Source organism: Streptomyces sp. NBC_00576 (genome assembly GCF_036345175.1).
Classification (GTDB): Bacteria; Actinomycetota; Actinomycetes; order Streptomycetales; family Streptomycetaceae; genus Streptomyces.
Map to the genome: position 1 here is coordinate 9,896,727 of NZ_CP107780.1, position 14,127 is coordinate 9,910,853.

The 14,127-nt window shown below is 69.8% G+C and carries 10 protein-coding genes and 1 pseudogene; 7 read left to right on the forward strand and 4 right to left on the reverse strand.

Going from position 1 to position 14,127, the window contains the following annotated elements:
- Positions 1 to 13: 13 nt before the first annotated feature.
- The 4 genes and pseudogenes from OG734_RS43020 to OG734_RS43040 form a co-directional block, all read right to left on the reverse strand.
- Positions 14 to 249, reverse strand: a pseudogene (locus OG734_RS43020) (DUF5713 family protein); the annotation flags it as partial.
- 193 nt (positions 250 to 442) lie between these two features.
- Positions 443 to 1,465, reverse strand: coding sequence for a TolB-like translocation protein (locus OG734_RS43030; RefSeq protein ID WP_330292799.1), 1,023 nt, complete (start codon positions 1,463 to 1,465; stop codon positions 443 to 445).
- Complete coding sequence (locus OG734_RS43035; RefSeq protein ID WP_330292800.1) at positions 1,462 to 2,769, reverse strand: MFS transporter; 1,308 nt, start codon at positions 2,767 to 2,769, stop codon at positions 1,462 to 1,464. Before OG734_RS43035 ends, OG734_RS43030 begins: the two co-directional genes overlap by 4 nt.
- 29 nt (positions 2,770 to 2,798) lie before the next feature.
- Positions 2,799 to 3,647 (reverse strand): glycosyltransferase, encoded by an 849-nt coding sequence (locus tag OG734_RS43040; RefSeq protein WP_330292801.1) that lies wholly within the window; start codon positions 3,645 to 3,647, stop codon positions 2,799 to 2,801.
- A 287-nt stretch (positions 3,648 to 3,934) separates the two neighbouring features.
- On the opposite strand from OG734_RS43040, the gene OG734_RS43045 reads away from it, so the two are divergent.
- The 7 genes from OG734_RS43045 (at position 3,935) to OG734_RS43075 (ending at position 14,103) form a co-directional block, all read left to right on the forward strand.
- Positions 3,935 to 5,374 carry a sugar transferase gene (locus tag OG734_RS43045; RefSeq protein ID WP_330292802.1) on the forward strand — a complete coding sequence of 480 codons (1,440 nt, stop codon included), beginning with the start codon at positions 3,935 to 3,937 and terminating at the stop codon, positions 5,372 to 5,374.
- Positions 5,375 to 5,397: 23 nt separating this feature from the next.
- Positions 5,398 to 6,453 carry a Gfo/Idh/MocA family protein gene (locus OG734_RS43050; protein ID WP_330292803.1) on the forward strand — a complete coding sequence of 352 codons (1,056 nt, stop codon included), beginning with the start codon at positions 5,398 to 5,400 and terminating at the stop codon, positions 6,451 to 6,453.
- 29 nt (positions 6,454 to 6,482) lie between these two features.
- Positions 6,483 to 7,478: an NAD-dependent epimerase/dehydratase family protein gene (locus OG734_RS43055; RefSeq protein WP_330292804.1), complete on the forward strand. Its 996-nt coding sequence runs from the start codon at positions 6,483 to 6,485 to the stop codon at positions 7,476 to 7,478.
- Positions 7,475 to 8,614: a DegT/DnrJ/EryC1/StrS family aminotransferase gene (locus OG734_RS43060; RefSeq protein ID WP_330292805.1), complete on the forward strand. Its 1,140-nt coding sequence runs from the start codon at positions 7,475 to 7,477 to the stop codon at positions 8,612 to 8,614. The genes OG734_RS43055 and OG734_RS43060 overlap by 4 nt, the downstream gene beginning before the upstream one ends.
- Positions 8,611 to 9,300, forward strand: a complete 690-nt coding sequence (locus OG734_RS43065) for an acetyltransferase (protein ID WP_330292806.1) — start codon at positions 8,611 to 8,613, stop codon at positions 9,298 to 9,300. The genes OG734_RS43060 and OG734_RS43065 overlap by 4 nt, the downstream gene beginning before the upstream one ends.
- Positions 9,297 to 10,415, forward strand: coding sequence for a DegT/DnrJ/EryC1/StrS family aminotransferase (locus OG734_RS43070; protein ID WP_330292807.1), 1,119 nt, complete (start codon positions 9,297 to 9,299; stop codon positions 10,413 to 10,415). Before OG734_RS43065 ends, OG734_RS43070 begins: the two co-directional genes overlap by 4 nt.
- A gap of 76 nt (positions 10,416 to 10,491) precedes the next feature.
- Positions 10,492 to 14,103, forward strand: a complete 3,612-nt coding sequence (locus OG734_RS43075; RefSeq protein ID WP_330292808.1) for a DUF4082 domain-containing protein — start codon at positions 10,492 to 10,494, stop codon at positions 14,101 to 14,103.
- The last annotated feature ends 24 nt before the right edge of the window (positions 14,104 to 14,127 follow it).

Here is a 14,127-nt window from a genome sequence, read left to right on the forward strand (position 1 = left end):
GCCGGGTCGTCGCTCACCAGTCCCGGGTGGCGATCAGCTCCTCCACGTCCGCATCCGTGAAGCCGTAGGCCGACGCAACAAACCCGAAGTCTCGATCTCCTCGCGCGCTACCGTCTCGATCTCACTCCCGGCCGCCTCGAACTCCGCCTCCAGCAGGTTGAACTCCTCCGTCGCGGCCTGTGTGAGCACATACAGGGCCGCCAGATCCGACGGCTGCTCAGCCTCGATCCGCTCGCACAGCCGAAGCAGGCATCCTGCGCAGCCCCTACGACCATGAGCGGATCCTGGCGTTCTTCGACAACGGTGATCACCTGCACCCCAACGACAACGACACCGGCATGCAGGCGATGACCGACGCGGTGCGGACGCCAGACCTCTCCTGCAATCGCGTAGCCCTCTGACCCGGACGAGTACAGCGGCGCCGGGATCCGTCCGCCGCCGTCTACAGCGGCGCCGGCGAAGAAGCCCCCGGGATCAGCAGGCGCGGGCTGCCCGTGCCGTTCGCGGGCACGGTCCACAGGTCGCTGCTGCCGACCTCGCCGTTGGCGGGGAGGGCGTAGGCGACGGTGCTGTTGTCGAGCCAGGTGGCCTGGTCGTCGACGCTGTGGCGTTCGGCGAGCGCCGTCTCCTTCAGGGTGCTCAGGTCGAGGACGTACACGTGCCAGAGGGCGGTGCGGGACAGGACCCGCTTCTTGAAGGCGACGCGGGTCCCGTCGGGGGAGAGCGAGGGGCACTCCACGTTCTCGATCAGGGTGGTGACCTTGCGTTCGGCGAGGGAACCGCGGACCAGGTAGGTCTTGTTGGCGGTGTTGAGGGTGGCGTAGAAGGTGTCGTCGTCGGAAGCGAAGGTGACGCCCCAGAAGTTGACGTCCGAGGCGCGGTAGGGCTTGCCGTCCAAGGTGATGGAGAACGTCTCCAGGCTGGGCGTCAGCCGCATGGTGCGGGTGTCCAGGATCGACGTCCGGGTGGAGAAGAAGGCGGACGCATAGGACTCGCCGGAGACGAACACGGTCCAGGCGACGAAGCGGCCGTCGGGCGAGACCCGGGCCCGGCTGGGGGTGCCCGCGAGCGGGTAGGTGCGCAGGGTGCGGAGGTTCTCGTCCAGGAGCAGCGCACGGTTGCTCTGTTTCAGGACACCGGGGACGGACTGGAGGCAGACGCCTGTGCCGGCCGCCGCGTAGAAGCGGGCGCACTTCAGGTCGGACGCGGTCCGGCCTGCCCCGGGGTCGGTGGACGGGACCGAGGCGACCGCGGTGCGGTGCGGGCCGGCGGCCGCGTTGACGAACGTCAGACGGCTCTTCTGGTCGAGCGTCAACTTGCCCGTACTGACGGCGGGGCCGCCCGGCTCCGGCTGGTTCGCCCGGTCCGCGCGGTCGGCGGCGTGCAGGACCACGCCGGTTGCCAGTCCCGCGAGGAGCAGCACCCCAGTGACGAGTATCAGCAGGCGGCGGCGCAGCGATGTCATCTGGATCCTTGTGGCTCTGTGGCTGTGGTGGTCATCGGGTCCCGGCCGGTCGGCCGCAGCACCACGGCCGCGACGGCCGCGCAGCACAGCAGACCGATCGCCGATGCGGCCAGTGCCGGGCCGTCGCCCCACACCGTCCAGGCGGCGCCGAAGGCCAGCGAGCAGCAGAACCGGGCCAGCGCCTGGCTGGTCCCGACGATGGCGAGGCCGCTGGCGCGCAACTGCTCGGGCACGATGTCGGCGAGGGCCGCCGGAAGCACGCCGTCGGTCGCCGCGTAGAACATGCCGTGCAGGGCGAGCACGAGGAAGGGCAGGGCCGGGGTGGCCGGGGCCCACAGCAGGAGGGCGTAGCCGGTGAGCAGACTGATGTGCCCGGCGACGAACACGGTGTGTCGCCCGACCCGGTCGGCCAGGGCGCCGAGGGGCACGGCCAGCAGCAGGAACACCGCGGCGCTGCCCAGCGGCAGCAGCGGGAACCACGCGTCGCCGATTCCCGCGCGCCGTTGCAGGAGCAGATAGACGAAGGCGTCACTGACCGTTGTCAGGCCGAGCAGCGCGGCGCAGCCGGCGAGCGCCCGCAGGCGCGGCAGACGCAGCAGCGCCAGCGCTTCGCGTACGCGCACGGGCGGCTTGCCGTCGTCCGTACCCGCGTCGTCCGGCTGCGCGCCCCGCCGCTTGCCGGGTACGAACAGCACCAGCACGAGCACACCGAGTACGGCGACACACGCGCTGACACCGAACACGGCGTCGTAGCCGTCGGCCGCCGCGCGCAGGATGAAGAAGGCGGCCAGCGGGCCGAGCATCGCGCCGGTGGTGTCCATCGCCCGGTGCACGCCGAAGGCGCGGCCCTGTTTCTCGGAGGGTGTGGACAGGGAGATCATCGCGTCGCGCGGGGCGGTGCGCAGGCCCTTGCCGGTCCGGTCCAGGGCGAGAACGGTTCCGAGTGCGCCGATGCTGCTCACGAGTAGGAGCAGCGGCTTGCACAGCGCGGACAGGCCGTACCCGAGCCCGGCCATCAGCTTGTGGTTGCGCACCCGGTCGGCGAGGTGACCGCCGGTGAGCTGCACCAGTGCGCTGACGCCGTTGTAGACGCCGTCGAGGGTGCCGAACACCAGCGGGGTGAAACCGAGTGTGGAGACGAGGTAGAGCGGCAGAACGGCGGTGACCATCTCCGAGGAGATGTCGGTTATCAGGCTGACCGAGCCCAGCACGAGCACGACGGGGGCGATCTTGTGCCCCGGGCCGCGTCTTCGGCCTTGTTCGCTGTCCGCCTGCGCGGGGGCGGAACGGTCGGTGAGATACATGATCGAGTTGAACTCCAGGTGCGGTGCGATCAGTTCTGCCGGCTGCTCTCGTCCCGTAGCCAGGTGCCGAAGTCCTGTGCCCGGATGGCCTTCCTGGCCCTCCGCCGGGCGGCGACCGCTGCCGCGACGAAGACTACGACACTCGTGAAGAGCTTCGGATCCCTGCGGAGCAGGGCTTTCAGATCCGCCGTGCTCGTGCGCGCCGAGGCCTCTTCCGGTGGCTGATGCTGTTCGACCTGGGCGGTGGACACCGCGGCCCGGACGCGCCGTTTCATCAAGTCCCGCCAGGTGCGCGGCGGGTGGACGACGACACTGGCCTCGCCGACCACGAGCCGCTCCTCGGGGGTGAACGCCAGGGACGCCGCCAGGTCGTCCGCCATCAGCGGCGGGAGTGCGGCGATCCGGGCGTGCCCGGCCTTGGAGACCGCGATGACGCCTCGGCCGAACAGCCCCGCGCGTACGGCGGGGAGTTGCTGCCACACCCGGTAGTAGGCGCGAACCCGCCAGGCGCAGTCGGCCAGCGGGATCCGCCGCTCGGGGGCGGTGGCGAGGATGTCCGAGGTGTCGTCGTTCAGGGGTTCGGTCAGTGCCCGTACGTCGGCGCCCGTGATCACGACGTCGGCGTCCACGTAGACGCGAGGGAAGCCGCGTGCGTGGTCGTCTCCCGCCCGCAGGGCGGCGTGCTTCGAGGGGGTGGGTATGTCGACCACCCGGACGCGCGGTCCGCGAGCGGCCGCGATCTGCGCGGTGTCGTCCGTGCAGCCGTTGCACACGACCACGATGTCGGTCTCGTCCTCGGCGGGACCGGCCAGCAGCGAATCGAGGAGTCGGCCGATGACTTGCCCCTCATTGTGGGCCGGAATCACGATGCTCGTCACGTGGGCAGTATGCCGTCAGTGTCACTAATGCGATGTGTGTTTCGTTCAACCGTTCCCGTGATTGCGTTCGGTGGTCTAGATTGAGTGCCGCCGGACCGGTTTGGGTGGGGAACTTGTCCTTGACTACGTGTCATGGTGCGGCATTTTGCACGGATTTGAACTTTCAGGAAAATCCATGCCGGGGGGCGTGACGCGGTTGGGGAACCGCTGCAGCCCCCTTGCTTTCCAGTGTCGCTGTGTGGAGGGCACTTCGATCGGGGGGTAGCCGCGCATGTGGTGGGGGGAGCATGGCCATTGAGGTCACGCATGAGCAACGGGTTGTGGAACGCAAGACTCCGGAAGCTCGCCGAAGACGCTGGGAACAGAAGTATCGATTCGCCCTGCTGGTCGCGGACGGCTTCGCGGCCGTTGCCGCAGCCTTCCTGATCCACGCCATGTACGGCCGCTGGGCAGTGGCTCTGGTGCTGCCTCCGACGTGGATCGTGGCCATGCTCGTTCATCACTCCTACGATCGCACCGCCCTGGGTCTGGGAACCGAGGAGTACCGACGGGTGCTCCGCGGCGCGCTCGCGCTGCCGGCGCTGGCCGCGGTTGCGCACTACTTGTTCGTGCATGACGAGGGACTACTCCATGACATGGTCATGGCCGCGGTGCCCGCCGTCGTGATCGCCCTGCCGGGCCGTTACGCGCTCCGCCGTCACCTCCACCGAAGATGGGCGCGGGGCCGGGATCGGAGTGCGACGCTCCTGGTCGGGCCCTCTCGCGGCATCGTGGAGCTGGTCGCAGTACTGCGCCGCGGCGGCCCACAGGAACTGCACGTCGCCGGCGTGTGCCTGAGCGATCCCAAGAACCGGGCGGAGATCCACAAGCTGGGGCTTCCCGTCCTCGGCGGCATCGGCGACATGGACGACGTGGTCCGGGTCATGGGCATCAGCACCGTGGTGGTACTGCCGGTTCCCGACTCCGACGGCTCCGCCCTGCGCCGGATGTCCTGGACGACGGCCGTACAGGGCGTCGAGTTCCTGCTGGCCCCCGTGCTGACCGACGTGTCCGCGTCGCGGCTGGCGGTACGCCCCACCAACGGGGTGCCGCTGGTGCGGATACAGGCACCGAATCTCACCCGGCTCTCCCGGCTGCCCAAGGAACTCCTCGACCGGTCGCTCGCGGCGGTGCTCCTGGCACTCCTCGCGCTGCCCATGCTGCTGATCGCCCTGATCGTCCGCTTGGACAGCTCCGGGCCGACGTTGTTCAGGCAGCAGCGTGTGGGCCGGTACGGCGACCACTTCACCATGTTCAAGTTCCGCACCATGCGGCCGGACTCGGAAGCTCTGCGGGCGGAACTGGAGCACCTCAACGAGAACAGCGACGGCCTGCTGTTCAAGGTGAAGGGCGACCCACGGATCACCCGGGTCGGCTCGGTGCTGCGCCGCACGTCGCTCGACGAACTACCGCAGCTGATCAACGTGATCAGCGGCCACATGTCGCTCGTCGGCCCCCGCCCGCCGCTGCCCGAGGAGGTCGAGGAGTACACGCCGGAGGTCAAGCGCCGACTGCTCGTGAAGCCCGGCCTCACCGGTCTGTGGCAGGTCAGCGGCCGCTCGGACCTGCCCTGGGACGAGGCGGTCCGGCTCGATCTCGGATACGTGGACAACTGGTCGATGGGCCTCGACCTGGAGATTCTGGCGCGCACCGGGTCCGCGGTGGTGCGTGGAACGGGGGCCTACTGATGGACCGAGGGAAGAGGAACCAAGTGACGCAGACCACCGAGCCGTTGGGCGTCGCGGTCGTCGGGGCGGGCTACTGGGGTCCCAATCTCGTACGCAACTTCCAGGCCAGCGAGCAGTTCCGGCTGCGCTGGCTGTGCGACCTCGACGTGGACCGCGCCCAGCGGGTCCTCGGCGGCTACTCGACGGTCCAGGCCACCGCGGACTACGCGGCCGTCCTCGCCGACCCGTCGGTCCACGCCGTCGCCGTGGCCACGCCCGCCGGCACCCACCTCGACATCGCCCTGGCCGCCCTGCGCGCCGGAAAGCACGTCCTCGTGGAGAAGCCGCTCGCGGCGACCTACGCCGACGGGATGCGTCTGGTGACCGAGGCGGAAGAGCGCGGTCTCACCCTGATGTGCGACCACACCTACTGCTACACGCCCGCCGTGGGCCGCATCCGGGAACTGGTCCGCTCCGGGGAACTCGGCGACATCCACTTCGTCGACTCGGTGCGGATCAACCTGGGGCTCGTCCAGAAGGACATCGACGTCATGTGGGACCTGGCCCCGCACGACCTGTCGATCCTGGACTTCATCCTCCCCGACAACGTCGAGCCGGTCGCCGTCGCCGCCCACGGGGCGGACCCGATCGGTGCCGGACAGGCCTGCGTGGCCTATCTGACGCTCCAGCTCAACACGGGGGCCATCGCCCACGTGCACGTCAACTGGCTGTCCCCGACCAAGGTGCGGACCACCATGGTGGGCGGTGCCAAACGCACTCTGATCTGGGACGACCTCAATCCCGCCCAACGCGTGGCCATCTTCGACCGAGGCGTGGACCTGGCCGCACCCCAGGAGATCGGTGCGGACGAGCGCCGGGACATGCTCGTCTCGTACCGCTCCGGAGACATGGTCGCGCCCGCCCTCGTCGAGAAGGAAGCGCTGCGCAGCATGGTCGACGAGTTCGGCGACTCGATCAGGGAACGCCGGGCGCCCCTGACCGACGGCAGAGCGGGGCTGCGGGTGCTGGACATTCTCGAGGCGGCGTCCCGAAGCCTGGAATTCAAGGGCGCGGTCGTCGGCCTGCGTGCCGGACGTTGACGTTCCCATTCACTGAGAGGGCAGGGCAGTTGAGCAGCGTACGAGGCAAGAAGATCCTGGTCACCGGGGGAGCGGGCACCATCGGCTCCAATCTGGTCGACCTCCTGGCCGAGGGCGGCGCCCGCGAGATCGTGGTGCTGGACAACTTCGTCCGGGGTCGCAGGGCCAATCTCGCCAAGGCCATGCCCAGCGGCGTCGTCGAGATCGTCGAGGGTGACATCCGGGACGCCGCCACCGTACGGAAGGTCACCGAGGGCGCCGATCTGGTGTTCCACCTCGCCGCGATCCGCATCACCCAGTGCGCGCAGGAGCCCCGGCTGGCCAACGAGGTCATGGTCGACGGCACCTTCAACGTCCTGGAGGCGGCGGCCGAGGCCGGAGTGGGCAAGGTGATCGCCTCGTCCTCGGCGTCCGTCTACGGCATGGCCGAGACGTTCCCGACGACCGAACGCCACCACGCGTACAACAACGACACGTTCTACGGCGCGGCCAAGGCCTTCAACGAGGGCCAACTGCGCAGCTTCCACGCCATGTACGGACTGGACTACGTGGCGCTGCGCTACTTCAACGTCTATGGCCCCCGGATGGACATCCACGGCCTCTACACCGAGGTGCTCATCCGCTGGATGGAACGCATCGAGGCGGGCGAGCCGCCGCTGATCCTCGGCGACGGCACGCAGACCATGGACTTCGTCGACGTCCGGGACATCGCCAGAGCCAATGTGCTGGCCGCCGAGTCGGACCTCACCGACGAGGTGTTCAACGTCGCCAGCGGTACGGAGACCTCGCTGCGCGAACTCGCCGACGGCCTGCTGGAGGCCATGGGCGCCTCCGACCTGGAGCCGGAGCACGGGCCCGCCCGCGCGGTGAACGGGGTGGTCCGACGGCTCGCGGACACCACCCAGGCCGCCGAGCGGCTCGGCTTCACCGCACGGATCGACATGCGTACCGGGCTCAAGGACCTGGTGGAGTGGTGGCGTGCCGAGCGCGTCGCCGACGCCGCCGCTGCGGAGGCGTCCAAGTGAGCACCGACCGCATCCCGGTGATGATCCCCTGGCTCGGCGAGGAGGAGGCCGAGGCCGCCTCCGACGCGGTGCTGTCCGGGTGGGTCGCCCAGGGGCCCCGGGTCGCCGCCTTCGAGCGGGCCTTCGCCGAACGGGTGGGCGCCGAGCACGGCATCGCCGTCAGCTCCTGCACCACCGCCCTGCACCTGGCGCTCGTCGCGCTCGGTATCGGGCCCGGCGACGAGGTCGTGGTCCCGTCGCTGTCGTTCATCGCCACCGCCAACGCCGTACGGTACGTCGGCGCCGAGCCCGTCTTCGCCGACGTCGACCTCGCCACCGGCAACCTGACGGCGGCCACCGTGGACGCGGTCCGCTTCCCCCGCACCAAGGCGGTCCTCGCCGTCCACCAGGGCGGCGTACCGGCCGATGTGCACAGCCTGCGCGCCGCCTGCGCCGAGTGGGACCTGCCTCTCGTCGAGGACGCGGCCTGCGCCATCGGCTCGACCGTCGGCGGCAAGCCCGTCGGACAGGGCGCGCTGATCGCCGCCTGGTCCTTCCACCCCCGCAAGCTCGTCACCACCGGCGAGGGCGGCATGATCACCACCGACGACGCCGAATGGGCGGCACGCCTGCGCAGGCTCCGCGAGCACGGGATGAACGCCTCGGCGGCCGAACGCCATTCGAGCAACAAGCCGGTCCTGGAGAGCTACCTCGAGGTCGGCTACAACTACCGGATGACGGACGTCCAGGCCGCGATCGGTCTGGTCCAGCTCGGCAAACTCGACGCGATGATCGCCCGCCGCCGCGAACTGGCGGCCCGTTACGACGCGTTGCTTCGGGACGTTCCCGGGCTCACCCCGGTACGCGACCCCGAGCACGGGCAGAGCAACTTCCAGTCCTACTGGGTGCTGCTGGACGAGGACTTCCCCGTCGGCCGGGACGATCTGCTCGCCGCGCTCGCCGAGGCCGGTGTCTCCGCCCGGCGCGGGATCATGGCCTCGCACCTCGAACCCGCCTACGAGGGCCACCCCGGCGTGCCGCTGCCGGTCACCGAGCGGATCAGCCGCGACTCGCTGATACTGCCGCTGTTCCACACGCTGACCGAGGCCCAGCAGGACCGCGTCGTGGTGGCGCTGCGAGAACAGGCACGAAGATGAGCGGACTGCTGATCATCGGCGCGGGCGGCTTCGCCCGGGAGACCGCACAGGCCGTACGGGACGCGGGTGACGTCGAGCTGCTCGGGCACCTCGACGACAACGCCGACCTGCACGGCACCGAGGTGGACGGCGTGCCCGTCCTCGGCGGCTGCGACCTGGTCCACGACCTGCCCGAGGCCCGCGTGGTGATCTGCGTCGGCAACCCCGGGGACTACGCGGCCCGCGCCCGGCTGGTCCGCAGGCTGGGCCTGCCCGCGGACCGCTACGCGACCGTGATCCACCCGACGGCGTCCGTGTCGGCGACCTCGGAAGTCGGCCCCGGCTCGGTGCTGCTCGCGGGCTGCGTCCTGACCGCCGCTGTGCGGGTGGGTGCGCATGTCGCGGTGATGCCGCAGGCCGTTCTCACCCATGACGATGTGGTCGAGGACTTCGCCACGATCGCCTCAGGTGTCCGGCTGGGCGGCGGAGCGCGGCTGGAGCGGGGCGCCTATGTGGGCTCCGGGGCCCTGGTCAGGGAGGGCACGGTGGTCGGCGCCTGGTCGCTGATCGGGATGGGAAGCGCCGTGCTCGGTGATGTACCGCCGGGCGAGGTCTGGGTGGGGAGCCCGGCCCGGCGGCTGCGCGAGGCGGCGGCGCCCGCGCTCGACGAACTGTTGACGGAGCAACTGGGGGGACCAGTCGCATGAACCAGATTCCGCTGGTGGACCTCAAGGCGGCCCACGAAGAGGTCGCCGACGAGGTACGGGCCGGATTCGAACGGATCCTGGCCAACACCGCGTTCATCGGCGGCGAAGAGGTGCGGGCGTTCGAGCGCGAGTACGCCGACTTCGGCGGCGTCGCGCACTGCGTGGGTGTCGCCAACGGCACCGACGCCGTCGAACTCGCCCTGCGCGGGGTCGGGGTCGGGCCCGGCGACGAGGTAGTCATACCCGCCAACACCTTCATCGCCACCGCGGGCGCCGTGGCCCGGATCGGTGCCCGGCCCGTCCTGGCGGACTGCCTGCCCGACACCTACCTGCTCGACCCGCAGGCCGCCCTGGACGCGGTCGGCCCGGCCACCCGCGCGGTCGTACCGGTGCACCTGTACGGGCAGATGGCCGAAGTGACGCAACTGACCGGTCAACTGCCCGACCGTGTAAGGGTCGTCGAGGACGCCGCCCAGTGTCAGGGCGCCACCCGCGACGGCCGGTCGCCGGGCAGCGGCGGGATCGCGGCGACCAGCTTCTACCCGGGCAAGAACCTGGGCGCCTACGGCGACGCGGGCGCGGTTCTCACCGACGACGAGGAGCTGGCCGGTCTGGTCCGCGCGATCGCCAACCACGGCGGCGTCGCCAAGTACCGCCACGACGTGCCCGGGTTCAACAGCCGGCTGGACGGGCTGCAGGCCGTCGTCCTGCGGGCGAAGTTGGCGCGGCTGGCGGACGGCAACGCGGCCCGGCGGGCGGCGGCGGCCCGCTACGACACGCTGCTCGCCGACCTCGCGTCCGCCGGACGGGTCGTGCTCCCGACGACCGACGCCGCCAACGTCCACGTATGGCACCTCTACGTCGTCCAGGTCGCCGGCGCGGAGCGCGACGACATCGTCGGCAAGCTCAACGCGGAAGGCATCGGCGCGGGGGTGCACTACCCCGCCCCCGTCCATCTCACCGAGGCATACCGACATCTCGGCCACGCCCGGGGCGACTTCCCCCACGCCGAGAAGGCGGCGGACCGGATCCTGTCGCTGCCGCTCTTCCCCCAAATAAGCCCCGATCAGCAACAGCGCGTCGTGGACACGCTCGCCAAGGCGCTCCAAAGCTGATCGGCCCCCACATTCACGCTCCACCCCGACTCCACGGTCGGCCCTGCATAGTGCACAGCACCGCTGAGAGGTACACATGAACAGATGGAGCAGACGGATCCGGGGCGGGCGCCTCGCCGTCGTGGCAGCATTGATATGGGCGGTGCTCCCGCAAGCCCTGCCCGCGCAGGCGGCGGTATCCGATCCGTGCGGAACGGGTTCGAACCCGGTCGTCTGCGAGAACTCCAAGGCGGGCAGCCCCATGTCCGACTGGTACTCGCCCAACTCCTACGGTGGCATCAAGGGCTTCACCACCAAGGAGAGCGTTCAGACCGGTGACACCGTCCAGTTCAAGATCCAGTCGCCGGTCGCGTACCACGTGGAGATCTACCGCCTGGGCTGGTACGGCGGCGACGGGGCGCGCCTGATATCGACCGCGGCCCAGGTGGCCGTGAACTATCCGGCAAACTACGGCTCCAACCCCGCCAGTTGCACCACCAAGAGCAGCACCGGCCTGGTCGACTGCGGCAACTGGCCCGTGACGGTGAACTGGACGGTGCCCAGCGACGCGGTGTCCGGCCTGTACATCGCGAACCTGACGCAGAACGACGGCGACGGCCTGATGCCGTACCCGTTCGTCGTGCGCAAGGACTCCAGTACCTCGAACATCGTCGTGCAGACCAGTGACCAGACCTGGCAGGCCTACAACGACTACGGCGGCCAGGACTTCTACGGCGGCGCGGGACCCGCGCCGGACGGCCGCGCCTACGAGGTCAGCTACAACCGGCCGCTGGACATCGGCGGTGACAACGGCATCTACGGCTCCGAGTTCATGATGCTGTCCTGGCTGGAGCGCAACGGCTACGACGTCAGCTATCTGTCCGGCGTGGACGTGTCGTCGGCCAATGGCGCCACCCTGCTGAAGAACCACAAGGTGTACGTGTCCTCCGGCCATGACGAGTACTGGACGCAGAGCCAGTACTCCAACGTCCTGGCGGCGAGGAAGGCCGGCGTCCGGCAGGGCTACTTCAGCGGCAACGAGGTCTTCTGGAAGACCCGGCTCGCCCCGAGCAACGACGGCACGAGCACGGCGAACCGGACCCTGGTCTGCTACAAGATGACCAAGATGGTGCAGGGCAACGGGATCGCCGACCCCAGCGGCACCTGGACCGGCACCTGGATGGACCCGACGAGTACCAACTACGGCCAGACCTACCAGCCGCCGAACATCCTCACCGGCTCCATGTTCACGGTGAACGGCTACCGCGCCGACGCGATCACGGTCCCCGGCTCGTACGGCAAGAACCGGATCTGGCGCAACACCTCCATCGCGAACCTCACGTCGAGTCAGACCGCCACCTTCCCGACCGGCACCCTCGGCTACGAGTGGGACAGCGACCTCACCAACAGCACCAGACCTGCCGGAGCGATCCACCTGTCGTCCACGACAGTGGACATCGACGACGGCAAGTACCGCCTCGACTGGGGCAACATGTACGGCAACGGCACCGCGACGCACAATCTCGTCGAGTTCCGCGACCAGGACTCCGGAGCCCTGGTGTTCGGAGCGGGGACCGTCCAGTGGTCGTGGGGCCTCACCAACCTCCCCACGTACGACCCCGATGACGTGGTCGTCACCGAGGACTCCCGTATGCAGCAGGCGACGGTGAACGTCCTCGCCGACATGGGCGTCCAGCCGCTGACCCGGCAGAGCAACCTCGTCGCCGCCACGGCCACCACCGACACCACCGGACCGGCCGTCACCGTGACGAGCCCGGCCTCCGGTGTCACCGTCCCGGCACTGAAGCCGGTCACCATCACCGGCACCGCCACCGACTCCGGCGGCGGAGTGGTGGCCCGCACGGAGGTGTCCACCGACGGCGGAGCCACCTGGAACGCCGCCACCGGACTGACGTCCTGGACCTACAGCTGGACGCCGACGGCCCCGGGCGCCGCGTCCATCAAGGTCCGTGCGGTGGACGACAGCGTCAACATCGGCGCCGTCACCACCATCCCGGTGACCGTCGGCCCGCAGGCCTGCCCGTGCACCATCTGGCCCGCCACCACCGTGCCCGGCACCATCAACGGGGGCGACGGCGGTCCGCTGGAACTCGGCGTCAAGGTCCGTACCACGGTGGCCGGTTCGATCACCGGCGTCCGCTTCTACAAGTCTCCCGTCAACACCGGCACCCACACCGGCAGCCTGTGGAGCGCCTCCGGCACCCGCCTGGCCACCGGCACCTTCACCAACGAGACGGCCTCCGGCTGGCAGCAGCTGAACTTCGCCACCCCGGTGACCGTCAAGGCCAACACCACCTACGTCGCCTCGTACTTCGCCCCCAACGGCGGATACTCCTACGACGGCGGCTACTTCTCGGGCAGCGCCGCAGGACTGGCCCCGCTCACGGCACTCCAGTCCGGCACCGACGGCGGCAACGGCGTCTACCGCTACAGCTCGACCAGCGCCTTCCCGTCCTCGGCGTCCTCGGGCAGCAACTACTGGGTGGACGTGGTGCTGGACACCGCGACGGCCAGTACGACCCCGCCCGTCGTCACCTCGACGTCCCCGACGTCCGGGGCGACCGGCGCGTCGATCACGGCACCGGTGTCCGCGGTCTTCGACCACGCCATCGACTCCGACACGCTGACGTTCACGCTCAAGGACCCGAACGGCAACACCGTGCCGGGCACCAAGACGCTCCCCGCGTCGAACAAGGCGACCTTCACTCCGTCGACGGAACTGGAGCTGCACACCACGTACACCGCCTCCGTCCAGGCGGAGGACCTGTGGGGCAACGCCATGGCGAACCCGGTGACGTGGACGTTCACCACCAGCTCCACTCCGCCCGCGGTCACCTGCCCCTGCACGCTGTGGAGTGCCGGCACCGTGCCGGCCAGGACCGCCGTCACCGACGACCCCAACTCCCTCGAACTGGGCACCAGGTTCCAGTCGTCGGCGAGCGGCTGGGTCACCGGTGTCACCTTCTACAAGGGCGCCAGCAACACCGGTACCCACACCGGCAGCCTCTGGTCCGCCGACGGCACGCTCCTCGCCTCCGGCACCTTCACCACCGAGTCCGCCTCCGGCTGGCAGACGATGACCTTCGCCACCCCGGTGGCGATCAGCGCCGACACGGCGTACGTCGTCTCCTACCACGCGCCGAACGGCAACTACGCGGTGGACGGCGGCTACTTCGCGTCGGCCCACAAGTCGTATCCGCTGACCGCCACCGCCGACATCAGCACGGCCCACAACGGGCTGTACCGGTACGGCAGTGACGTGGCCTTCCCCAACGGCTCCTACGGATCCGCGAACTACTGGGTCGGTCCGGTCTTCACCGCTGACGACCCGGCCGCGTCGCTGACGCAGCCGGGCACCTCCTCGGAGGTGACCACCTCCTCGCTGGCGCACACTGCCGACGCGGCGAACGCCCTGGTCACAGCGCTGCCCAGTTCGGCCAAGCTGTCGACGGTGAAGGCGATGGTGACCATCCTGCCGGGCGCGAAGGCCGCGGCCGCCGGGAAGCTCAAGGTCAAGGCCGTCCTCTCCTACAACCGGGCCACCCACAAGGTGTCCGTCCACCTGTCCACCCCGCTGCCGGACGGCACGCGGTTCAGGATCACGGTCACGGCCCGGGACAAGCAGAACCACACTGCGGCGTCCCGGGTCTGGACCTTGACCAGCAAGACCGTCCGTAAGAAGAACTGACCGATTACAACCCACTGACGGTGG